Here is a 21,042-nt window from a genome sequence, read left to right on the forward strand (position 1 = left end):
GCCACCCCGGACTCGACCCCGTCGACCAGCGCACCCTGGAACGCGCCGCCATGGTCACCGCGCTGCTGCTGCTCGCCCGGCGCACCGCGGGCGAGGCCGAGCAGCGCTTCCGGGGCGAGCTGCTCGACGACCTGCTCGACGCGCCGCACCGCGATCCCCGGCTGCTGCGCGAACGGGCCGGCCGGCTCCGCGCCGACCTCGACGTACCGCATGTCGTGCTCGCCGCCCGGCCGGCCGACGGGGCTACCGCCGACCGCCAGCGCCTGTGGTCCGCCGCCTCGCACGTCGCCGCCACCCGGCACGGCCTGGCCGCCGCCCGGGACGGCGGCACCGTACTGCTGCTGCCCCTGGAGGACGGCGTCGACGCGTCGACGACCGCCCGCCGGCTGGCCGCGCAACTGGGCGCGGCCGTCCACGCCGAAGTCACCGTGGGCGCGTCCACCCGCGTCCCCGCCCCGGCCGCGCACCCCGAGGCGGTCGCCGCGGGATACGCCGAGGCGCAGCGCTGCGTCGACGCGCTGCGGGTGCTCGGCCGGGGCGGAGAGGGTGCCGCGGCCGAGGACTTCGGCTTCCTGGGCCTGCTGCTGGCCGACTCCCGCGATGTCGGGGGCTTCGTCCGGCGGACCATCGGCGCGGTCACCGACTACGACACCCGGCGCGGCACCGACCTCGTCCGTACCCTCGACGCGTACTTCGCGAGCGGGATGAGCCCGGCCCGCACCAAGGACGCGCTGCACGTCCACGTCAACACCGTCGCCCAGCGCCTGGAGCGCGTCGCCCAGCTGCTCGGCCCCGACTGGCAGCAACCGGACCGCGCCCTCGAACTCCAACTGGCGCTACGCCTGCACCGGCTGGGCGGCGCGGGCTGAACCGCCGCCGGTCCGCGACCACCCTCCTGGTCGCGGACCGGCTGATCCTTTCGCGGTCAGCGCGGCGCGGTCGCGGCGGTGGCCGCGGGCGCCGGGTCCGCGGCCCGTTCCCGTTCCGGTTCCACCGCGGTGAGGTCCCGGCCGCGGGTCTCCTTGGCGACCGCGACGGCGACCAGGGTGATGACGGCGGCGAGGACCACGTACAGGGAGATCGGGGTGGACGTCCCGTAGTCCTTCAGCAGCGCGGTCGCGATGAGCGGTGCGGGGGCGCCGGCCGCGACCGAGGCGAACTGGGCGCCGATCGAGGCACCGGAGTACCGCATGCGGGTCGAGAACATCTCCGAGAAGAAGGCCGCCTGCGGCGCGTACATCGCGCCGTGGAAGATCAGTCCGACGGTGATCGCGAGCACCAGCGAGCCGAAGTTCTCGCGGTCGATGAGCATGAAGAACGGGAACGCCCACAGCCCCACCCCGGCCGCGCCCAGCAGGTACACGGGTTTGCGGCCGATCCGGTCGGACAGCGCGCCCCAGGCCGGGATCACCGCGAAGTGCACGGCGGAGCCGATGAGTACGGCGTTGAGCGCGGTCTGTTTGCCGAGCCCCGCGTGGGTGGTCGCGTAGACCAGGACGAACGCGGTGATGACGTAGTAGCTGATGTTCTCGGCCATCCGGGCGCCCATCGCGACCAGCACATCGCGCCAGTGGTCCCGGAACACGGCTACCAGCGGCATGCGTTCGACGGGATCCTCGGACGTCCGCGCCGCGGCCTTGGCCAGCGCCGCCTTGAAGACCGGCGACTCGTCGACCGACAGCCGCACCCACAGGCCCACCATCACCAGCAGACCGGAGAGCAGGAACGGTATCCGCCAGCCCCAGGCGAGGAACGCCGAGTCCGACATGAGCGCGGTCAGCGCGGAGAGCACCCCCGTCGCCAGCAACTGCCCGGCCGGCGCCCCGGTCTGCGGCCACGACGCCCAGAACCCGCGGCGCTTGGCGTCCCCGTGCTCCGACACCAGCAGCACGGCCCCGCCCCACTCACCCCCGAGCGCGAAGCCCTGCACCAGCCGCAGCACGGTCAGCAGCACCGGCGCGGCCGAGCCGACCGTCGCGTGGGTCGGCAGCAGACCGATGCAGAACGTCGCGCCGCCCATCATCAACAGGCTGATGACCAGCAGCTTCTTACGCCCGAGCCGGTCGCCGAAGTGCCCGAACACCAGCGCGCCGACCGGCCGGGCGGCGAAGCCGATCGCGTAGGTCAGGAACGACAGCAACGTGCCGACCAGCGGATCGGAGCCCGGGAAGAACAGCTTGTTGAACACCAGGGCGGCGGCGGAGCCGTAGAGGAAGAAGTCGTACCAGTCGATTGTGGTTCCTATGAGGCTCGCGGCTACAACTTTCGCCATGTTGCGGAGAGTTGGCGGTGGGGCTGTGGGTGCGGTCATATCGGTCTCTTCCGGGCGGGGATGAGGGTGACTTTGGTGTTGCTCACGGTAGGAATGGCCCGGGCGTTGCCCCATGTGGTGGGAGTCCATAGTTCAACGTCGTCTCGTGGTGGTGGGAGCCGTGGAGCTTGTCCAGTGAGGGGCACCTGGCAGCAACTGTCGTCATCCCCGGTAACCCGTACCGTGCTGATTTGCACGGGCTGCGGGCGGCAGGCCGACACTCCCGCGCCGCGCCGATTGCCGGCGTTGGTAAGGTTGGGGCCTCCAAGAGGTCGAGGGCCCTCTTGTCTATTCCAGTGGACCTCGATCAGGTTGAGGCTTTGTTGTCCGACCTGATACCGACCGGACGGTGACCACCGAGGGCTGGATCATCGTCGTCGCCGAGATCGCCTCCGGCGGCCTCGACTTCGCCCAGGACCCGATGGTCTCCGCGGCGGAGCGGGAGCTCGACGCGGCCGGCGTCAAGAAGCCCCCGAGGTGGTGCTCGCCGACGTGAGGTGCTCGAATGCGGGCGCGTCATCCGCCTGGCCAGGCGTGAGGACCAAGCACAGCGGCCGACAACGCCCATCCGCCGCCAAGTGAACCTTGGTGGTCAGCCCACCGCGGGTGCGCCCGATGGCATGGTCGGCGGGCTCGCCGGCCGGGGCCCCTTTTTGCGGGCCCCGGCCGCATGCTGGTGGGCACGCACGATCGTGGAGTCCACTGCGACAGCCCAATCCAACTCGCCCTCGGCATCGGCCTGGGTGAGCAGGGCAGTAAGCACCCGCTCCCAGGTACCGTTGATCGCCCACTTTCGCAGCCGGGTGTAGACGCCCTTCCACGACCCGTACTCGGCGGGCAGGTGCACCCACTGCGACCCGGTCTGGAACTGGTGGCGTCGATCACCTGCCGGTGATCACGCCACCGCCCGCCCCGCCTCGGCGTCCGGTCCGGCAACAACGGCGGCGCTCCGACGTCTTCTGGATTGCTGACAACCCTGCGCCTGCCGAAAACCTCAAGCCGGTGACCCGCGTCACACCCGGCTCCTGTCAGCAATCGGGGCGCCGTCTCGTTCAAAGGGCACGCGAACGAGACAGGAGCCACGCCATGAAGCACCGCATCGTCGTACTCGGCGCCGGATACGCCGGGGCCTTCGCCGCCGGAAACCTGGCCCGTCGGCTCTCCCCCGCCGACACCGAGATCACCGTTGTCAACGCCGTGCCCGACTTCGTTGAGCGGATGCGGCTCCACCAGCTCGCGATCGGCCAGGACGTCGCGTTCCGCAAGCTCACCGACGTATTCGCGGGCACCGGAGTGCGGCTGCGCCTGGCGTGCGTCACCGGCGTCGACCCCGAGCGCAGGACCGTCGCCGTGACCGGCGAGGATGGGGACGGCGAGCTCGCGTACGACACGCTTCTCTACGCGCTCGGCAGCTCCGTAGCCCACCATGGCGTCCCCGGCGCGGCCGAGTACGCCTTCGATGTGACCGGCCGGTCCTCGGCGCTGCGTTTGCGCGAGCGCCTGGCCGGCCTGGGCGGGGACGGTACCGTGCTGGTCGTCGGTGAGGGGCTGACCGGCATCGAGACCGCCACCGAGTTCGCCGAGTCCCGGCCCGACCTCTCGGTCGCGCTCGCCGCCCGCGGCGAGCTGGGTGCCTCGCTCTCCCCGAAGGCCCGCCGTCACCTGCGCCAGGCCTTCGACCGGCTCGGCATCACCGTCCACGAGCACACCGGCATCGAAGCCGTCGAGCCGACACGTGCGATCGCCGCCGACGGTACGTCCATTCCGGCCGACGTGACCGTGTGGTCGGCCGGGTTCGCCGTGCACCCCATCGCGGCCGCCAGCGGTCTGGAGGTTGCCGAGACCGGCCAGATCGTCGTCGACCGCACCATGCGCTCGCTCTCGCACCCGGACGTCTACGCCGCCGGTGACTGCGCCTACGCGATCGGCGAGAACGGCCGGCCGCTGCCGATGTCCTGCGCCTCGGCCGGCCTCACCAACATGCAGGCGACCGCCGCGATCATCGCGCGCCTGACGGGCAGCAAGGTCCCGACCACTGGACTGAAGTACTACGGCAACCACATCAGCCTCGGGCGGCGGGACGCGATCTTCCAGATGGTGGATGGGGACGTCCGGTCGAAGTCCTGGTACCTGGGCGGCCGGACCGCCGCGCGGCTCAAGTCGGGCGTGCTCAAGGGGGCCGGGTGGGGCATCGCCCACCCGACCTTCGGCATGCCGAAGCGCAAGCGCCGCCTGGCCACCGCGCCCGACCGGGCCGGTGTGAGGGTCGCCGCATAGGCTGTTTCGCATGGACAGCACAGCCATCGATCGGTTCGAGGCCAGCCGGGGCCGGCTGGCCTCGCTCGCGTACCGTCTGCTCGGCTCGGCGGCCGACGCCGAGGACGCCGTGCAGGACACGTTCCTGCGCTGGCAGGCCGCGGACCGCGAACGGGTCGAGGTGCCGGAGGCGTGGCTGACCAAGGTCGTCACCAATCTCTGCCTCGACCGGCTCCGCTCGGCGCAGGCGCGCCACGAGCGAGCCGTCGGAGACTGGCTGCCCGAGCCGCTCCTCGAGGGCGACCCGATGCTCGGTCCTGCCGATACCTTCGAGCAGCGCGAATCCGTGTCCTTGGCCGTACTGACCCTCATGGAGCGCCTCTCGCCGGTCGAGCGGGCCGCTTACGTCCTGCGCGAGGCATTCTCCTACCCCCACGCCGAGATCGCCGGGATCCTCGACATCACCGAGTCCGCGAGCCAGCAGCATGTCCACCGGGCCCGGATCCGGGTCGCCGCCGAGCGCCGCGAAGGCTACAGGGCGGACCCCGCGGCCGCGCGCCGGATCGTCGAGGAGTTCCTCGCCGCCGCCACGTCGGGGCGCACCGAACGGCTGGTGGCGCTGCTCACCGACGACGTGACGGCGGTCTCGGACGGCGCCGGACTGGCCAGGCGGCTGTTGCGCTACAGCACGCGCGAGCGGGTCGCCTCCTATGTCCGGGCCGGCTTCAAGCCCACGCCGGCGAAGCGGCGGCTGGCCGGCGGCTCGCCCGCGATGCATGTCGCGCTGCTCAACGGCTCCCCGGCCGTCCTCGCCGTGGTCGACGACCGGGTCGTGGGCGCCGTGGCGTTCGAAGTCGTCGACGGCAAGGTCGCGTCCCTGCGGGGCATCGCCGCCGCGGACCGGCTCGCGCGCCTCAATGAGGCCTGGCGGCAGCACGAACCCGACGCACCGGTCATCAACGCATGGTGACCAGAGCCACCGGAATCCCGAGACCGTGACCTGAGTCGGAGCGATAACAGCACCCCTTCGGCCCCCGCGCTGCACAGCATCGCGGGGGCCGAAGCGCGTCGGGGGCGGTGGAACACGAAGCCGCCGTGGGGCTTGGCCAGGTAGCTGACCTGTGTGGTTCCTTCCAGCCGTCGTCCTCCTGCGTACTCACCGGCCGACGCGTCGGCGGGTCACGGACGTACGAGAGTTCGCCGGCTACTTCGGGCGTGGCATGAACTTCTCCGCTTGTTCCTCGGCCAGGAAGTCGAAGATCAGTCGGCTGACCAGCTCCGGCTTCTCCAGGGGGAGGCCGTGCGAGGTGCCGGGTACGATCGCGAGCTGTCCGTCCGGCAGGGTGGTGCGCATGGCCTCAAGGTGCTCGACGGTCACCAAGTCGTCGTCGCCGGCCATGACCAGGGTCGGCGCGGTGATGGTCGCGAGGTCGGTGAGTTGGGTCTCGGTAACCAGGAGCGCAGGGCGGATCTTGTCGAAGACGACGGGGAAATGGTCCGGGCCGTCCGGAGACAGGGCCGCGTACACTTCGAGGAGCATCGGCGGCAGGTGGTTGACAGTGAAGCCGTCCATCATCGCCTGAGCCCAGGGGCGGCCACCGCTGATCGTGACCGCGGTGCCGATGACAACGAGCTTGCGGACCAGGTCCGGCCGCCGCAGCGCGGCGATCAGGCCGACGTTGGCACCGTCGCTCCAGCCCACCACGTGCGCCGGTCCGATACCCAGCGCCTCGATGAAGGCGGTGGTGTCGTCGGCCATGATCTCGTAGGTGATCGGGCCCTCGACGTCCGGCATCCGACCGTGTCCGCGCCGCTCCGGACTGTAGACGCGATACCGCTCGGCGAGCAGCGGAGTGAACCCGCCGCCGAAGACGTCGACACTCGCGAAGCCGCCGTGCAGCAGGACCAGGGACTCACCGGTCCCCTGGGCCTCGTAGTAGGTGCGCAGAGCGCCGGCGTCGACGTAGTCCTTCACGCTTGAGGTCGGCGCCAGGTCTTGGGTCTGGGTGGTGGTCATGGCGGCTCTCCTTGGCTGAGCACAGCGGTGTAACTGCGGACACGACCACCGTACGAACGGGTGAACGGGTGACGCATGAGGCGTTTTGCCCATCTGTGCCCGGGAAGACCGGTCGGCGCGGACGTAAACTCGGCCCATGTCCAGTCGGCAGGCGAGCACGGGAAATGCCACGGCGTTCCACGGCGTCAGGGTCGCCGAACTGGCCGCGACCCTGTCCTACGCCGCCGACCTGGGCCTGGGCCAGCCGCTCGCGCACTGCATGCGGCAGACGACGATCGCCCTGCGACTCGCCGACCTTGCGGGCGCCTCCGAACGGGAGCGCGAGGCGACGTACTACCTCGGCCTGATGATGAACGCCTACTGCCACGCCGACGCGTCCGAACAGGCCCGCTGGTTCGGCGACGACATCGCCTTCAAGGCGGCCGCCTACGACACCCTCGGGATGAACACGGCCCAGCTGGCCGCCTTCATCGTGCGCCAGGTCGCCTCGCACGGCAGCGGGCTGGACCGTGCCCGCCGCCTGACCCAGTTCCCGCGCTCGGGCTGGAAGGAGGTCATGGACTTCCTGTCCACGCACGCACGCCTGGTGTCCCAGTTCGCCCAGCAGATCGGGCTCGACCAGGTCGCCGTGGACTCCTTCCGGCAAGCCTACGAGCAGTGGGACGGCAAGGGTGTCCCGAACGGTCTGCGCGGTGCCGACATCGCGCTGCCGGCCCGGCTGGTGCAGCTCGCCGGCCCCGCCGAGGTCTACGCCCGCAACCACGGCGTCGACGCCGCCCGCCGCCACCTGCGCCGGCACCGGGGTGCCGACTACGACCCCGCGGTCGTGGAGCTGTTCTGTGCGAACGCCTGGCAGGTTCTCGACGGGCTCGACGAGGCGTCGGAGTGGGACGCGATCCTCGATGCCGAGCCCTCGCTCGGGCGCCGGGTGGCCGGCGCCGAGCTGGACACGATCCTTGAGGCGATGGCGGACCTCGCGGATCTGAAGTCCCCGCATTTCGCGGGCCATTCGCGTGGCGTGGCCGGCCTGGCGGCCACCGCCGGCCGCGTCTGGTCGCTGCCTGACGCGGAGATCGCCACGCTGTACCGGGCCGGGCTGGTGCACGATCTCGGCCGGCTCGGTGTGTCCAACGCGATCTGGGAGAAGCACGGCCCCCTCACCGTTGCCGAGACCGAGCATGTGCGTCTGCACCCGTACCTCACCGAGCGGATGCTGGCCGGGGTGAGCGCCCTGGCAGCGAGCCGGGAGATCGCCGGCCGCCACCACGAGCGCCTCGACGGCTCCGGATACCCTCGCGGTCTCACCGGCGCCCAACTCCGGCCGATGGACAACCTGTTGGCGACGGCTGACGCCTACCACGCGATGACCGAGCCGCGCCCGCACCGCGGGGCGTTCACCCTCGACGAGGCCGCGGAGGAGCTCACCGCCGAGGCCACAGCGGGCCGACTGGACGGTGCCGCGGTCGCCGCCGTCCTCACCGCGGCAGGGCGGCCACGGCCGCGTCGGCGCGCGTGGCCTGACGGGTTGACAACGCGCGAGGCAGAAGTCCTCGCCCTCCTCGCCCGAGGACAGTCCAACCGGCAGATCGGAACCCGCCTCACCATCACGCCGAAGACCGCAGCCAACCACGTAGAGCACATCTACGCGAAGATCGGCGTGTCCAGCCGGGCCGCTGCCACCCTCTACGCGATGCAACACGGCCTCGTCGGCGCGTTCGAGCCGCCGACGGACTAGCGGTTTCGCCGGCCGACGCACGCGGCTGGCCTCAGGGCACACACGTAGCCGGCCACGTAGTCGATCTCGGACCCTTCCGGACCGCCGGTCCGCGAACGGTACATGCCCACCGATTCGATGGGCCGTCCGATGGGGCGAAGCAAGGACCTGCGCATCCAGGCCGACCCTTGCGAACCCGACGTACTGATCGACAGGTGACGAGTCTGGAGGACTTCGGGACTTTCGGCCCGCATCATGCCCACCTCCCCCGGACAGACCGCAGGCTCGGTCTCGGCTGGACCGAGCGTGTGGACAGGTGTCTGTCCCGTCTGGACGATGCGGGGCTCCCTTGCTCGTCGAACGGAGGACTCCTTCTGACGCTCGTCAGAAGTGGGGCGCCCGCCCTTTCTGCTCTTCCCGCTTCGGCGGGAGGCGACGTAGGTCAGGAGAGGTGACTGACCTGCGGCCAGTCGATGTCGACAGCGGCTGCCTTGTTGAAGTAGTTGGTGAGGATGTTGAGCGCCACGTGAGCGATGACCTCGGCGATCTTGGTGTCATTGAGACCGGCTGCGCGGGCGGTCTTGAGGTCGGTGTCGGTCACGTCTCCGCGGGTTCGCACGAGGGCGGCGGTGAGCTTGAGGGCGGCGTCGCATGTGGGGTCGGTGGACTCGGCCCTGCGTGCTGCGTGCGCCTGCTCCGTGGTGAGCCCCGCGAGGTTGGTGGCGATGTAGGTGTGCGCGGAGAGGCAGTAGTCGCAGGTGTTCTCCTGCGCCACGGCCAGCGCGATGCTCTCGCGGACCGTTGCGGGGAGTTCGCCGGTGGCGAGGGCGCCCGAGAACTCCAGGTAGCCCTTGAGGACGGCGGGGCTGTTGGCCATGGCCTTGGTCATGTTCGGCGTGACGCCGAGCGTCTTCTGGACTGTGGCCAGCAGGTCGGCGGCTGCGCCCTGGGCGTGGGCGGGCTCGATGATCGGGAGTCGGGACATGGTTTCCTCCAGTGGAACGACACTAATTCTCACGGTTGATAGTTCGATCAAACGTGAGAACAGTAGTCATACATTTCTCACGGATGCAAGCCAGTGTTACCGTGAGGTTATGAAGGTTGAGGACTTGGAGGGAGGCGGTGCGCCCGCGCTGGGGGAGCCGCTCCCCATTGAGCTGGCCAATGCCACCTATGCGGTCAGGGGACGCCTGGTCGACGGGCTGCAGACCGTCGAGCACGTCGCGGCGTGGTTCCGTGACAACCGGGCACGGTTCGCGGAGCAGTGCGCGGACGCGGACCTGCTGGCCACCGGCTCCGAAGAGCTGCGCGCCACGCGGGCCCTGCGCGACGCGATCCGTGTTCTCGCGGAGGCGGCGGTCCGTGGCGGGACACCCCCGCGCCAAGCCGTGGAGGTGATCAACGGGCAGGTCCGTGCGGCTGCTCGATGGCGGGAACTCTCGTGGGCCGATGGCCCGTCCGTTCGTGCCCGCAGCGCGACGACGTCCGTCGTGGCCGCGCTGGCTGAGATCGCTCAGCGAGCAGTGGACTTCTTCGGCGGTGACCGGATCGGCGACCTGCGGGCGTGCCAGGCGCCCGGGTGTGTCCTGTATTTCGTCAAGGACCACCCCCGTCGCGAGTGGTGTTCAGCCGGATGCGGGACCAGGGCCCGCGCGGCCCGCCACTACGAGCGGACGAAGGCGGCCCGATAAGCCGCAGGTGGTGCGCCCTCGGATACGGGTTCTCTCACGCGTCCGGCCTATCCGCGCCTGGCGTCAGAGGGTTTTGCCTGGTGGAGTGGTTCAGAACTCTGCCCATCCGAGAGCGGAAGGCACCCGCATGCCGGACACTGCGCCGTCCTACTCCGATCTGCGCGCCCTGGTCATCAACTGCACGCTCAAGCGTTCTCCCGAGCGCAGCAACACCGAGGGTCTGATCGACGTCAGCCGCGGCATCTTGGAGCGGCAGGGTGTCGCGGTCGACGTCGTCCGCGCTGTCGACCACGACATCGCCACCGGTGTCTGGCCCGACATGACCGAACACGGCTGGGAGAGCGACGAGTGGCCGGTCCTGTACAGCCAGGTGATGGCCGCGGACATCCTCGTGCTGGCCGGGCCGATCTGGCTGGGGGACAACTCCTCGGTGATGAAGCAGGTCATTGAGCGGCTGTACGCCTGCTCGTCGCTGCTGAACGAGGCGGGACAGTACGCGTACTACGGCCGGGTGGGCGGCTGTCTGATCACCGGCAACGAGGACGGCGTCAAGCACTGTGCGATGAACGTGCTCTACAGCCTGCAGCACCTGGGTTACACCATCCCGCCGCAGGCCGACGCCGGGTGGATCGGCGAGGCCGGGCCCGGCCCGTCCTACCTGGACGAGGGCTCGGGCGGCCCGGACAACGAGTTCACCAACCGCAACACCACGTTCATGACGTGGAACCTCCTGCACCTGGCGCGGATGCTCAAGGACGCGGGCGGCATCCCCGCACACGGAAACCAGCGCTCCGAGTGGGACGCGGGCTGCCGCTTCGACTTCGAGAACCCCGAACACCGCTGACCGAAGCGGGATGTCAGGTCGGCGTTTCCCGTACACGCGGTGCTCCGTGGCCCTGCCCTCAGGCTCGTTTTCGAGGCGGAGCCATGATGCCCGGTCCCCGTCCGGCCCCGGATTCATGCTCTCTGCGGGTCGTCTCCAGGCGCTCCCGGGGTTGGCGTGATTTCGACGAAGGGGATGTGATCGTGGCCGATCTGGTAGTAGTCGTCGGCGGTGCCGTCAGTATCGATGCCGCACCAGCCCATCAGGCGGCGAGCGGTGCGTGGGTGCAGCGGGGCGTAGGCAGCCATAGTGTGCCCGGATTCCTCCGGGGTCATGGGGCGGGCGATGGCGGGCATGCGCGTTCCACCGACCTGGATGGTGACGTGGGGGGAGTGCAGAACGTTTTGGTACCACTGTGATGTGGGGCCGAAGCCGGAGGCGAGATGGTAGGCGCCGGTGGTCGCATTGCGACCGGTGACCTCAAGGACGACCAGGCGGGGCTGGCCGCTGGTGCGACCGGTGTGGGTGAGCAGGAGGACGCGGTGGCCCATCAAACGTCCCAGGTGCCAGCGGTAGAGGTGGATCGGGGCGCGTGCGAGCCGGCGGCGCCAGCCGGTGGGCGGCGGGACGGCTGTGATGTTCCGGATCACGGGCGGGCTCCTCTTCTGGTGGCGCGTGGGTTCACCGCTGGTGGCCGTGCGGGCAACTGGCTCTTTCGCCGGGTGCGCGGGTCCAGTGGTGCTCGCAGTACGGTGCGTCGCAGCCGGCACAGAATCCGGCGTCGCTGTAGAGGTCCGCTCGGTGCACGCGTTGGTAGGTGCGGGGATGGTGGAAGGCATCGCTGAACTGTTTGGCACGCTCGGCGGTGACGTTCTCGCCCGGACCGTTGTCGTAGCGCTCGCTCTCGACGATCAGCCACCACATGGACTGGTCACGGCCTGCGGCGTAGCGGTCCTGAGTTGCGCGGTTCCAGCGCAACCAGCGCACAGGGGATTGGTGGGGCGGAGCGAGTTCACGTTGGGCAGCCTGCGCTCCGCACAGAGCACACATCAGGTGCAGGACGAACCAGGCAGCGGGAATCTGCCGCATGCGACCGTTCCTTCGCTGAGGTGAGCGCTGACGAAACCCCATCCTTGCACAATGCAAACAATTGCGGGAAAGGTTCCGCGGGTCCCACGCGAATCAGGAGGTGGCGGGTTCTGGCCAGCCCAGCGGGTACAGGTCGGCTCCCGTGGGGGCGGCAGGCTCGCCTCCCGCCTCGGCGAAGGCGGTCAGGGCGTCGACGAGAGCCTGTCGCTGGTCGGGGGTGACGCGGGCGACGATCGCGGCGATCTCGTCGCGGCGGCGGGCGGTGGCCTCGTCGACGATGCGGCGACCGGCTGCGGTGAGCTCCAGGAGGTTCTCCCGCCGGTTTCCGGGATTGACCTGACGGGAGGCGAGCCCTGCGGCGATCAGGCGGTCGATCATGCGCATCGCGGTCGAGGGGTTGACGCCCAACTGCTCGGCAAGGACCACGAGTTTGGTGGCGCCCTGCGTGGACAGCACCACCAGGAGCCTGAACTGCGGCAAGGTGACCGCGTCCTCCATGGCGGCCAGCGAGCGCGCGGAGACGGCGACCAGCACGCGTGAGGCGGTCAGTACCGCACGGGTCACCGCATCGACGTCATCCGTGCCCGGCAGGGGCTGCGCGCTCTGGTTCATGCCCCCTTTCTACCCCGCGTGTGACAGGGAGCCATCCTCTTGACTATCTTTGCATAATGCAAAGGTAGCTTTTCGAGGAGACAGACCATGAGCAGTTCCCGCATTCGGGACCCAGCCCCCACGGCCGTCAGCGCGGTGCCACTGCGGTCGCGGCCGCCCGCGGTCGTGACCGGGATGCGTGAAGCTCCCTGGGGCCTGACGGTCCTGGCCCTGCTGATCGGCACCGGAGCCGGGCTCGGCTCGATCGCCTTCCGCTGGCTGATCCAGACCTTCACCCGGCTGTTCTCCGGACACGCCGACTACGCGGGCGCCGGCCATGCCGCCAACCCACACGTCCCGTGGCTGGGCGTGTACTTCGTCCTGCTGACTCCGGTGATCGGCGGCCTGCTCTACGGGCCGCTGGTCGACCGCTTCGCGAAGGAGGCGCGCGGCCATGGGGTGCCCGAGGTGATGCTGGCCGTCGCGCAGCGCGGCGGCCGCATCAACCCCAACGTCTCCGTGGTCAAGGCGCTGGCCTCGGCGCTGTGCATCGGCTCCGGCGGCTCGGTGGGCCGTGAGGGCCCGATCGTGCAGATCGGCTCCGCGCTCGGCTCCACTCTGGGACGCTTCGTCAAGGTCGGCGAGGGGCGCATGCGCCTGCTGGTGGCGTGCGGCGCCGCCGGCGGCATCGCCGCCACCTTCAACGCCCCACTGGCCGGGGTGTTCTTCGCCATGGAACTGATCCTGGGCGACTTCGCCGTCGAATCGTTCGGCGCCGTCGTCATCGCCAGTGTCGCCGCCAGCGTCATCGGGCGTGCCGCGTTCGGCGACACCGCGTTCCTGACGCTGCCCGCCTTCCACATCGACCACGTCGCCCAATACCCGCTGTTCGCGCTGCTCGGCATCACTGCCGGCGCGGTCGGCGTCGGCTTCACCCGCATCCTCTACCTCATCGAGGACGCTTGCGACTGGGCCTGGCGCGGCCCCGAGTGGCTGCGCCCCGCCGCCGGCGGCATCCTGCTGGGCGTTCTGCTGCTGGTACTGCCCGAGATGTACGGAGTCGGCTACCCCGTTCTGCAGAACGCGGCCCAGGGGCAGTACGTCGCCGGGTTCCTGCTGCTCCTGCTCGTGGGCAAGATCCTGGCGACCAGTCTGACGATCGGCATCGGCGGTTCCGGCGGCGTGTTCGCCCCGAGCCTGTTCATCGGCGCGATGCTCGGCGCGGCCTACGGCACAGCCGTCCACGGCCTGGTACCGGGCACGGCCGGCGCGGTCGGCGCGTACGCGTTGGTCGGCATGGGTGCGGTCTTCGCCGGCGCCTCCCGGGCACCGATCACCGCCGTGGTCATCCTCTTCGAGCTGACCGGCCAGTACACGATCATCCTGCCGCTGATGCTGGCCATCGTCGCCGCCACGCTCGTCAGCCGTCTGTTGTCCCGCGACACCGTCTACACCCTCAAACTGCGGCGCCGGGGCATCGATCTGCACGCGCCCGCCGCGGGTGCGCGCCTGGGCAGTCAGACGGTCGCCACGGTCCTGGAGGACCTGCCGGATCCAATGCCCGCGGCCACCGGACTCACCGAGGCCGCATACCGGCTGAGCATGTCGGACCACGGTGTACTGCCCGTCATGGACAGTGACGGCCGGTACCTGGGCACGCTCACCGCTCGCACCGTCGCCGAAGCCCTGGCCGAAGGAACGGGCGGTGAACCCGGTGTCCCGTCCACAGCGGGCGAACTGGCCGAGTTCCCCGGCCCCGTCACGGTCGACATGTCCCTGGCCACCGCCCTGCACGTGCTGGTGGCCGCCCCGGGCACCGGCCTGCCGGTCCTGGACCAGGACCACACCCAGCTGGTGGGATGGCTCACCCACCAGAGCGCCCTGCGCGCCCTGGGTCCGCCCTCCCCGGCGTGACCGCGCCGCGGGCCCGGCCGTTTCCCGGGCCCGCAGGACTTGGTATCCGGCGGCTCCTTGGGCGCGGTCGCGTGGGAACACCGTCAGGAATGCGCCAAGAGACCGTAAGGGTCGTGTAAGTTCGGTGACGGTGTGCCGGGAAGTCTGGTCGGCGATCGCTTTGGCGATCCTTCTGCCGATCCAGGGAGCTTCTTGTGGTACTCGTCGCGGTGTTCGGTGTCGCCCTGCTCATAGCGGTGTTGGTGTCCGGTCTCGCCGCCCGCTCCGTCCTCTCCACATCCCTGCTGTTCCTGCTCGCCGGTGCCGCTGTGGGTGACGGCGCTCTGGGCCTGGTGCACATCGCCCCGGACAGCCCCCTGGTGACCGCGACCGCGGACCTGGCGCTGTTCACGGTGTTGTTCACCGACGGCATGCACGTCTCCTTCCCCAGCCTGCGCGCCGCGTGGCGCAACCCCGCCCGCGCACTGGGCATCGGGATGCCGTTGGCGTTCGCGGGTGTGGCGGTGCTGACGCACTATCTGGTGGGACTGGACTGGACCACGTCGTTGCTGGTGGGTGCGGTGCTGTCCCCGACGGATCCGGTGTTCGCCTCGGCGATCGTGGGCCGCAAGGAGGTACCGGCCCGGCTACGGCAGTTGTTGAACGTCGAGTCGGGACTCAACGACGGTCTGGCGCTGCCAGTGGTACTGGTCCTGATCACCGCCGCCGGCCCGCTGCACGCCGAGGGGAACGGCTCGCTGGGGGTCGTGGGCCTGGAGCTGGCCGGCGGTCTTGCGCTGGGCGTGGTGGTGCCGCTGCTGATGACCGCCGTGGTGCGGCTGCCGGGACTGGGCGCGGAACCGCGCCTGCAGCCGTTGGGGCCGCTCGCGGTCGGCATCGTCCTGTACGCGACCTGCCACCTGACGGGCGCCAACCCCTACCTGGCGGCCTTCGCCGCCGGTGCGGTGCTGGCCTCCTCCGCCCCGCAGACCGCCCACGCCTTCGAGCCGTTGGGCGAAGCACTGGCGGAACTGAGCAAGTTCGCCGCCCTGCTGGTCTTCGGCGCGCTACTGACCCCCGCCCTGTTCGGGAGCCTGTCGGTCGGTGGATACGTGGTGGTGGTGCTGGCGATCGCGCTCATCCGCCCGGCATCCTTGCTGATCTCCCTGCTCGGCACACGGATCGACAGCCGGGAGAGGTGGGTGGCGGCCTGGTTCGGACCCAAGGGCTTCGCCTCGGTGGTCTACGGGCTGCTGGTGCTGCAGGCGGGCATCCCACAGGGCGAACAGGCGTACACGCTGATCGCGGTGTGCATCGCGGTCTCCATCGCCGTGCACTCCAGCAGCGACGTCCCCATCGCCCGCCTCTTCCACGTCGACGACCTGCTCGGTATCCCCGACGACGAGGACGACGACACCGCCGGCGTTGTGGAAGGCCGCGATCCGCAACCACCGGTCCCCGCACCGGCCGCGGACCCGGAAACCGCCCCGAAGAACGACGCCGACCCCCACAGCAAGGAGCCCCGACGTGCGCGCACGTGATCTGGCCGAACCGTACCCGAGCATCGGAGTCGGCGACGACGCCCTGACCGCCGCCCGACTGCTGGCCGAGGAACGCCTGCCGGCCGTCCTGGTGCTGGACGCGCACGGGATGCCCGGCGCGATCCTGCCCGCCTCCCAACTGGTACGCCTGCTGGTGCCGAACTATGTATTGGAGGACCCGGCGCTGGCCGCGGTGATCGACGAGGCCCACGCCGACCGGCTGTGCCAGGCACTGACCGGCCGCACGGTGGGGGAGGTGCTGCCGAAGGAAGCCGCAGCGCCCCCCGTCGCGGATGCCGATGACACGGCGGTGGAGGTCGCGGCGCTGATGGCGACGTCCCGCAGCCCCCTGATCGCCGTGGTCGAACACGCCGCCGACCGCCGACACGGCACGGACCATCTACTGGGCGTCATCACCGCCTCCCGGCTCCTGGAACGACTGCTGGCCACCGCATGAGCAACTGGCACGCCTGGGCGGCACTGGCGGTCTTCGCCGGCGCCTACGTCCTGATCATCACCGAATGGGTCCACCGGGTGGCCGCCGCCCTGGGCGGCGCCGCCCTCATGCTCGCGCTGCGCGCCACCGACGCGGACGCCGCCTTCTTCTCCACCGATTCCGGCATCGACTGGAACGTCATCTTCCTGCTGCTGGGCATGATGATGATCGTGGGCGTGCTGCGCCGCACGGGACTGTTCGAGTTCCTGGCGATCTGGGCGGTCAAGCGCGCCCGCGCCAAGCCGTTCCGCGTCATGGTCATGCTGGTGGTGATCACGGCGGTGGCGTCCGCGCTGCTGGACAACGTCACCACCGTGCTGCTGGTCGCCCCCGTCACGTTGCTGGTGTGCGAGCGACTCAATCTGCCCGTCGCCCCGTTCCTGATCGCCGAGGTACTGGCCTCCAACATCGGCGGCATCGCCACCCTGGTCGGCGACCCGCCGAACATCATCATCGCCAGCCGCGCCGGCCTGAACTTCAACGACTTCCTCGTCCATCTCGCCCCGCTGGCCGTGATCCTGACCGCTGTTCTGGTGGTCATGTGCCGGTTCATGTTCCGCCGGGCGTTCGTCTACGACGAGAAGCTCGCGGCCGAGGTGATGGCGTTGAGCGAACGCGAGGCGATTCGCGACCGCAGGCTCCTCGTTCAGGGGCTGGCGGTGCTCGGCCTGGTGGTGGCCGCGTTCGTGCTGCACCCGGTCCTGCACTACGAGCCGAGCGTCGTGGCACTGCTCGGCGCCGGCCTGCTGGTCGCCATCAGCCCCGTCAAGACCAACGACGTGCTGGCCGATGTGGAGTGGCCCACCCTGGCGTTCTTCGCCGGCCTGTTCATCATGGTCGGCGCCCTGATCGAGACGGGCGTCATCAAGGAAGTCTCGTCCGCCCTGGCCGACGCCACCGGCGGCAACGCCCTGGGCGCCACCATGCTGCTGCTCGGCGCCTCCGCCGTGCTGTCGGGCATCGTGGACAACATCCCGTACGTCGCGACGATGGCCCCCATCACCGCCGACCTGGTCCACACCGTGGGCGACACCCACGGGCACGTCCTGTGGTGGGCCCTGGCCGTAGGCGCCGACCTGGGCGGTAACGCCACCGCGATCGGCGCCTCCGCCAACGTCGTGGTCCTGGGCATCGCGGAACGCAACCGCACCCCGATCAGCTTCTGGACCTTCACCCGCTACGGCGCCCCCGTCGCGGCCGTCACCATCGCCGTCTCCGGCCTCTACATATGGCTCCGCTACTTCGCCCTCGCCTGAAAGATCAGTCAAGCGACGGCAACCGAGGTACCCAGCCCGCAGCCCCTCCGCACCATCCACCCCAGGCAGGCCCCATTGAACGCCACTCTCCTCTGGACGATCCTGGCGATCTGCAGCGCCGTTCTGCTGCCGGTCGGCGTCCTACTGACCACCGGCACCCCGCTGCCCCGGCTGGCACCGTTCTGCACTCGGCGCCGGATGCTCGGCGTGTGCGCGCTGCGGTATTACGGGGCCGCGGCGGTCACCACCGTGGCGCGCCTCGTTCACGCCCACACGGACACCCTCCTGCTCTGCACCGGCATCGGCATAGCCATGACGCACGCGGCACTGACCCTCACCACCATCGCCTCCACCGTAGGACCCCGGTCCGCTCGCGCCCTGCCGTGACCCGACAGAGCCATCCGGACCGGCGCAGCCACAAGGAGATCACCATGCCGGAACGAGGATGGAAAGCGTGGCGCGCAGCCCGCGCCCTGCGCCGTATCGTCCATGTCCACCGCAATGACCGCGAACGCCTCGTCGTGAGCCTGCACGGAGAGATCAACCACGCCAACGCCGCACCGATCGGACAACTGCTGGCGGCGCTCCTGCAGGCTTCACCCACCGAGGCACACCTCGACTTCGTGCAGGTCCCCCGCCTGGGCACGGCAGCAGCCTCGCTGTTCTTCCCCCTGATGGCCGCCGCCCGCTCCCACCGCACTACCCTCATCGTCCACCGCGCCGACCCATCGTTGCGCGCCGCGCTCCACGAACTCGGCCTCGACCGAACGGGACTGTCCTACAGCGGCGATCCCATCTGACGCCGTTCGCCGATCGGCGCGGGGGCAGCGTCTGGAGGCGCGTCACAGCCGTGTCATGATCTCGCTGGCGTCCGGCGTGGGTCCGGCGCGCGGGAGAGAGATCATGAACCCCTACCTTGCTCTGCCCCTTCTCCTCATAGCGTCGCTCATCGCCGCCGCGGGCTTCGCGGCGGTCACCCGTGGCTGGGTGCTGCCCAGGAATCGGCGCCACATCCGCAACCCTCGTCTCTACGGCTGGGGCCAGCTCATAGTGGCCTTCGCTCTGTGCTGGCAGCTTGTCTTCGGCATGCCGAGCCGCGATCCCGAAACCCGGGCGTGGGGAACCCTGACCGGCGCGGTGATGCTTGTTGCCGGATTTATCGTCGCGTTGATGGGCCAGCTCACGAGTAGTAGACGCAAAGGCAACAGCACGCGGTAGGAGAGTGCTGTGGCAGACCACGCGCGATCGCGCTGAGCAGACAGTATGGAGCAGATGGAACTCCCGTCGTGCGGGTAGGTGGTGTGCACCGGCCTCGTAGGCAGGACAGTGTCCGGCCTCCGGGCACAGCCGGTGCGGCCAGGAACAGGATGCACGAGAACACGGTGATGCCGATCCGCAGCCAAGTCATAGGCGATGAAGCCCCTCTCGCCGTGTCGAGGCATCCGAAACGGCTGATGTCCCTGAAGACCGGGCGCAGCACCGATGCAGCCTGGTGGCAGCCCGGCATCCGGTCATCGCCCGGCCCGATGAGAGAAGCAGGGTGAGGGCCGCTTGGTAACTCGGCGGGATCCCGGTGCTGCTACTGCCGAGCCGGGTCAGCTGGGCGATGTGGGCGCTCAGGGTTCACGCGCACGGTCAGGCAGCCCCCGCCGAACTCGTCCCCAGAGCGCCATCCGGCCCGGACTGTTCGGCACCGCCCATCTCCTGAGTGAAGGCCAACGGGTCGCTGTCGAATCCGCGGGTCATCTCGTGGAACTCCCACTCGCCGGAACTCAACCTGCTGAACTCCGCGACCGTGGTGGCGGTGGAGCTCGCAACCAGCGTGAAGTCGGTCGCCAGCAGTTCGGTGTATCCCTCAACGACCACTACGGCGGCGTTCTCGATGGCACTGAAGGTGCGACGCCCGCCGTCCTGATGGATGACCACCCCCACCACGACACGCCCGTAGGAGGATGACAGCCGGTCGAGTTCCAGCACCATGACCTCGACGAAGCCGAAACCCTGTCCGGTCTGGCTGTGCCGGGTCATGTTGATGGTGCCGTCCGGTGATCTGCTGTCGTAGTGAACGACATATACCGGCCGCCCGTGAAGGTCGTCCAGGGAGTAGGTCGCAGCGATGATGTCGAGATGCCGGGGCGGTTCCCCGAAGGGGCTGGGGTCCCACTTGAGTCTCACATCGATCTTTCGGAGCCCCTTGTTCACGCTGCTCACCGGACGCTGCCTCCCCGCTCCCGACCCCCGCGGGACCCACCTGGCCCCACCCTTCAATTATGGTTCGTGACGAGCCACTTGATACTTCGTTAACGCTTCTGTGCCAGGGCTGCCCAAGCATCGGCCCTGGTCATCATTCCGTCGCTCGTCCAGGATCCGGCCGATTGCGGCGGGCTCGGGGTCCCTGGCCTGTCCGTTTGGTTGTCAGTGCGCGTCACACCCCTGTGGACCGTCTTCCCGGTCGGCGAGACCGTGCAGGTGGGCGCGGCCTCACCTGACCTGAGCCTGTCCGGGCCGGGCGAGTTCGACCTCTTCGGGCGGGCGATCCCCACCCGACTGCGGTTCGAACTCCCCATCCGTTCTCTGCTGCGGCTGACAGGCATCTGATGTCGGCGTCTCTACAGCGGCCTTTTGGACACCCGATGCCTTCTCACGTCCAACGTCCGCACCAGCCCGTCGAGACCCAGGAGAGCGTGTGGCGCAGTGGGAGATATCGGAGCATTATCTCGAGGGGTAGGCCAGTATCTTGGCCGAGGTGTGCCTGACGGGCCGTCGGCTGGCCCGTGACGAGCTCGAATCGGCACATGCCGTCCGGTCGCCGAGGGTCCCGCCGTGAACGACGACACGGACCCCATCACCCGTCGGGTGGCGGGCGCGCTGATCAGCCGGTTCGGCGATAGCGGGGTTCTACTCACCACGAAGGAGGGCCGGCCGGTCTGCATCGCCCCGGGCGATCAGGCGGATGTCCTGGCCCATTTCGATCAGCAGCCGTAGGCGGCTTCGCCCGGCGGACCTGCTGCTTCCCGGTTCTGACCGGTGACCGGCAGGCAATGGCAGATCTCGTGCAGAGCACCCTGGGGCCGTTCCTGCAACCACGTGGCGGAGCCGGCCATTCCTGGAGACACTGACCGTGTACTTCGAAGCGGGCTGTGTCTCGGCCGAGGCCGCGCGGCACCTCGGCTTGAGCGTTCGTGCCCTGACTTACCGACTTGACCGCATCCGCCAACTCACCGGCTCCGACCCCGCCGAGCCGATGCATCGCTACACCCTGCAGGCCGCCGTGATCGGGCCCGGTTGCTGGACTGGTCGATTGAGGAGATCCAGTCGGACCCCAGCGCATGATCCGTACCCGGACGGGGTGGCCGCAGGACAC

Annotated in this window: 22 protein-coding genes and 2 pseudogenes; 16 read left to right on the forward strand and 8 right to left on the reverse strand. The window is 69.7% G+C overall.

Features of this window, described 5'->3' with window-relative positions; translation table 11 throughout:
• On the forward strand, positions 1-869 hold an 869-nt coding region (locus G3I60_RS24030; RefSeq protein ID WP_164607698.1), incomplete at its 5' end, for a CdaR family transcriptional regulator.
• Between the two features lie 56 nt (positions 870-925).
• Here the strand turns inward: G3I60_RS24030 and G3I60_RS24035 are convergent.
• Positions 926-2,311 (reverse strand): MFS transporter, encoded by a 1,386-nt coding sequence (locus G3I60_RS24035; protein ID WP_164299100.1) that lies wholly within the window; start codon positions 2,309-2,311, stop codon positions 926-928.
• Positions 2,312-2,660: 349 nt separating this feature from the next.
• Here G3I60_RS24035 and G3I60_RS24040 point away from each other — a divergent pair, with 349 nt between their 5' ends.
• Entirely contained in the window at positions 2,661-2,807 is a 147-nt protein-coding gene (locus G3I60_RS24040; protein ID WP_164299102.1) for a hypothetical protein, read from the forward strand.
• Between the two features lie 4 nt (positions 2,808-2,811).
• Here the strand turns inward: G3I60_RS24040 and G3I60_RS45640 are convergent.
• Positions 2,812-3,232, reverse strand: a pseudogene (locus G3I60_RS45640) (IS5 family transposase); the annotation flags it as partial.
• 165 nt (positions 3,233-3,397) lie between these two features.
• On the opposite strand from G3I60_RS45640, the gene G3I60_RS24050 reads away from it, so the two are divergent.
• Complete coding sequence (locus tag G3I60_RS24050) at positions 3,398-4,588, forward strand: NAD(P)/FAD-dependent oxidoreductase (protein WP_164299106.1); 1,191 nt, start codon at positions 3,398-3,400, stop codon at positions 4,586-4,588.
• A 10-nt stretch (positions 4,589-4,598) separates the two neighbouring features.
• Positions 4,599-5,537, forward strand: coding sequence for a sigma-70 family RNA polymerase sigma factor (locus G3I60_RS24055; protein ID WP_164299109.1), 939 nt, complete (start codon positions 4,599-4,601; stop codon positions 5,535-5,537).
• 234 nt (positions 5,538-5,771) lie between these two features.
• On the opposite strand, the gene G3I60_RS24060 is transcribed toward G3I60_RS24055, so the two are convergent.
• Positions 5,772-6,584, reverse strand: a complete 813-nt coding sequence (locus G3I60_RS24060; RefSeq protein WP_164299110.1) for an alpha/beta fold hydrolase — start codon at positions 6,582-6,584, stop codon at positions 5,772-5,774.
• A 136-nt stretch (positions 6,585-6,720) separates the two neighbouring features.
• On the opposite strand from G3I60_RS24060, the gene G3I60_RS24065 reads away from it, so the two are divergent.
• Entirely contained in the window at positions 6,721-8,319 is a 1,599-nt protein-coding gene (locus tag G3I60_RS24065; RefSeq protein ID WP_164607700.1) for an HD domain-containing phosphohydrolase, read from the forward strand.
• A 421-nt stretch (positions 8,320-8,740) separates the two neighbouring features.
• Here G3I60_RS24065 and G3I60_RS24070 read toward each other — a convergent pair whose 3' ends face one another.
• Complete coding sequence (locus G3I60_RS24070; RefSeq protein ID WP_164299114.1) at positions 8,741-9,283, reverse strand: carboxymuconolactone decarboxylase family protein; 543 nt, start codon at positions 9,281-9,283, stop codon at positions 8,741-8,743.
• Between the two features lie 109 nt (positions 9,284-9,392).
• Between G3I60_RS24070 and G3I60_RS24075 the strand changes: the two genes are divergently transcribed.
• Both G3I60_RS24075 and G3I60_RS24080 read left to right on the forward strand, forming a co-directional pair.
• Positions 9,393-9,989 (forward strand): ABATE domain-containing protein, encoded by a 597-nt coding sequence (locus G3I60_RS24075; RefSeq protein ID WP_138354017.1) that lies wholly within the window; start codon positions 9,393-9,395, stop codon positions 9,987-9,989.
• 127 nt (positions 9,990-10,116) lie between these two features.
• Positions 10,117-10,833 carry a flavodoxin family protein gene (locus G3I60_RS24080; protein ID WP_164299115.1) on the forward strand — a complete coding sequence of 239 codons (717 nt, stop codon included), beginning with the start codon at positions 10,117-10,119 and terminating at the stop codon, positions 10,831-10,833.
• A 113-nt stretch (positions 10,834-10,946) separates the two neighbouring features.
• On the opposite strand, the gene G3I60_RS24085 is transcribed toward G3I60_RS24080, so the two are convergent.
• The 3 genes from G3I60_RS24085 to G3I60_RS24095 all read right to left on the reverse strand — a co-directional run bounded on the left by G3I60_RS24085 (position 10,947) and on the right by G3I60_RS24095 (position 12,513).
• Entirely contained in the window at positions 10,947-11,462 is a 516-nt protein-coding gene (locus G3I60_RS24085) for a nitroreductase family deazaflavin-dependent oxidoreductase (RefSeq protein WP_244809038.1), read from the reverse strand.
• Positions 11,463-11,493: 31 nt separating this feature from the next.
• Positions 11,494-11,901 carry a hypothetical protein gene (locus G3I60_RS24090; protein ID WP_164299117.1) on the reverse strand — a complete coding sequence of 136 codons (408 nt, stop codon included), beginning with the start codon at positions 11,899-11,901 and terminating at the stop codon, positions 11,494-11,496.
• A gap of 93 nt (positions 11,902-11,994) precedes the next feature.
• A complete protein-coding gene (locus tag G3I60_RS24095; protein WP_138354014.1) occupies positions 11,995-12,513 on the reverse strand; it encodes a MarR family winged helix-turn-helix transcriptional regulator in 519 nt (172 codons plus the stop codon).
• A gap of 174 nt (positions 12,514-12,687) precedes the next feature.
• Here G3I60_RS24095 and G3I60_RS24100 point away from each other — a divergent pair, with 174 nt between their 5' ends.
• The 7 genes from G3I60_RS24100 (at position 12,688) to G3I60_RS24130 (ending at position 18,896) form a co-directional block, all read left to right on the forward strand.
• Positions 12,688-14,406, forward strand: coding sequence for a chloride channel protein (locus G3I60_RS24100; RefSeq protein WP_203673717.1), 1,719 nt, complete (start codon positions 12,688-12,690; stop codon positions 14,404-14,406).
• Between the two features lie 194 nt (positions 14,407-14,600).
• Positions 14,601-15,926 (forward strand): sodium:proton antiporter, encoded by a 1,326-nt coding sequence (locus G3I60_RS24105; RefSeq protein WP_138354013.1) that lies wholly within the window; start codon positions 14,601-14,603, stop codon positions 15,924-15,926.
• Positions 15,913-16,383 (forward strand): CBS domain-containing protein, encoded by a 471-nt coding sequence (locus G3I60_RS24110; protein ID WP_164299121.1) that lies wholly within the window; start codon positions 15,913-15,915, stop codon positions 16,381-16,383. The genes G3I60_RS24105 and G3I60_RS24110 overlap by 14 nt, the downstream gene beginning before the upstream one ends.
• Positions 16,380-17,678 carry an ArsB/NhaD family transporter gene (locus tag G3I60_RS24115; protein WP_164299123.1) on the forward strand — a complete coding sequence of 433 codons (1,299 nt, stop codon included), beginning with the start codon at positions 16,380-16,382 and terminating at the stop codon, positions 17,676-17,678. Before G3I60_RS24110 ends, G3I60_RS24115 begins: the two co-directional genes overlap by 4 nt.
• A gap of 75 nt (positions 17,679-17,753) precedes the next feature.
• On the forward strand, positions 17,754-18,065 hold the full coding sequence (locus tag G3I60_RS24120; protein ID WP_164299125.1) for a hypothetical protein: 312 nt from the start codon (positions 17,754-17,756) through the stop codon (positions 18,063-18,065).
• A 44-nt stretch (positions 18,066-18,109) separates the two neighbouring features.
• Complete coding sequence (locus tag G3I60_RS24125) at positions 18,110-18,478, forward strand: STAS domain-containing protein (RefSeq protein WP_164299127.1); 369 nt, start codon at positions 18,110-18,112, stop codon at positions 18,476-18,478.
• Between the two features lie 55 nt (positions 18,479-18,533).
• Complete coding sequence (locus tag G3I60_RS24130; protein WP_239070170.1) at positions 18,534-18,896, forward strand: hypothetical protein; 363 nt, start codon at positions 18,534-18,536, stop codon at positions 18,894-18,896.
• A 417-nt stretch (positions 18,897-19,313) separates the two neighbouring features.
• Here G3I60_RS24130 and G3I60_RS24135 read toward each other — a convergent pair whose 3' ends face one another.
• Positions 19,314-19,889, reverse strand: coding sequence for a TerD family protein (locus tag G3I60_RS24135; protein ID WP_164299129.1), 576 nt, complete (start codon positions 19,887-19,889; stop codon positions 19,314-19,316).
• Between the two features lie 207 nt (positions 19,890-20,096).
• Here G3I60_RS24135 and G3I60_RS24140 point away from each other — a divergent pair, with 207 nt between their 5' ends.
• Both G3I60_RS24140 and G3I60_RS24145 read left to right on the forward strand, forming a co-directional pair.
• Positions 20,097-20,276 carry a hypothetical protein gene (locus G3I60_RS24140; protein WP_138354008.1) on the forward strand — a complete coding sequence of 60 codons (180 nt, stop codon included), beginning with the start codon at positions 20,097-20,099 and terminating at the stop codon, positions 20,274-20,276.
• 193 nt (positions 20,277-20,469) lie between these two features.
• Positions 20,470-21,011: pseudogene (locus G3I60_RS24145) on the forward strand (PucR family transcriptional regulator); the annotation flags it as partial.
• Between the last annotated feature and the right edge of the window lie 31 nt (positions 21,012-21,042).

The organism is Streptomyces sp. SID13666, from assembly GCF_010548325.1.
Classification (GTDB): Bacteria; Actinomycetota; Actinomycetes; order Streptomycetales; family Streptomycetaceae; genus Actinacidiphila; species Actinacidiphila fildesensis.

What these genes read in the sequence shown, in the direction of transcription:
- G3I60_RS24095 (WP_138354014.1), bottom strand. Translation starts at nt 12,513, where the DNA reads ATGAACCAGAGCGCGCAGCCCCTGCCGGGCACGGATGACGTCGATGCG.
- G3I60_RS24130 (WP_239070170.1), top strand. Translation starts at nt 18,534, where the DNA reads ATGATCTCGCTGGCGTCCGGCGTGGGTCCGGCGCGCGGGAGAGAGATC.
- G3I60_RS24125 (WP_164299127.1), top strand. Translation starts at nt 18,110, where the DNA reads ATGCCGGAACGAGGATGGAAAGCGTGGCGCGCAGCCCGCGCCCTGCGC.
- G3I60_RS24055 (WP_164299109.1), top strand. Translation starts at nt 4,599, where the DNA reads ATGGACAGCACAGCCATCGATCGGTTCGAGGCCAGCCGGGGCCGGCTG.
- G3I60_RS24070 (WP_164299114.1), bottom strand. Translation starts at nt 9,283, where the DNA reads ATGTCCCGACTCCCGATCATCGAGCCCGCCCACGCCCAGGGCGCAGCC.
- G3I60_RS24115 (WP_164299123.1), top strand. Translation starts at nt 16,380, where the DNA reads ATGAGCAACTGGCACGCCTGGGCGGCACTGGCGGTCTTCGCCGGCGCC.
- G3I60_RS24065 (WP_164607700.1), top strand. Translation starts at nt 6,721, where the DNA reads ATGTCCAGTCGGCAGGCGAGCACGGGAAATGCCACGGCGTTCCACGGC.
- G3I60_RS24090 (WP_164299117.1), bottom strand. Translation starts at nt 11,901, where the DNA reads ATGCGGCAGATTCCCGCTGCCTGGTTCGTCCTGCACCTGATGTGTGCT.
- G3I60_RS24035 (WP_164299100.1), bottom strand. Translation starts at nt 2,311, where the DNA reads ATGACCGCACCCACAGCCCCACCGCCAACTCTCCGCAACATGGCGAAA.
- G3I60_RS24050 (WP_164299106.1), top strand. Translation starts at nt 3,398, where the DNA reads ATGAAGCACCGCATCGTCGTACTCGGCGCCGGATACGCCGGGGCCTTC.
- G3I60_RS24060 (WP_164299110.1), bottom strand. Translation starts at nt 6,584, where the DNA reads ATGACCACCACCCAGACCCAAGACCTGGCGCCGACCTCAAGCGTGAAG.
- G3I60_RS24075 (WP_138354017.1), top strand. Translation starts at nt 9,393, where the DNA reads ATGAAGGTTGAGGACTTGGAGGGAGGCGGTGCGCCCGCGCTGGGGGAG.
- G3I60_RS24100 (WP_203673717.1), top strand. Translation starts at nt 12,688, where the DNA reads ATGCGTGAAGCTCCCTGGGGCCTGACGGTCCTGGCCCTGCTGATCGGC.
- G3I60_RS24080 (WP_164299115.1), top strand. Translation starts at nt 10,117, where the DNA reads ATGCCGGACACTGCGCCGTCCTACTCCGATCTGCGCGCCCTGGTCATC.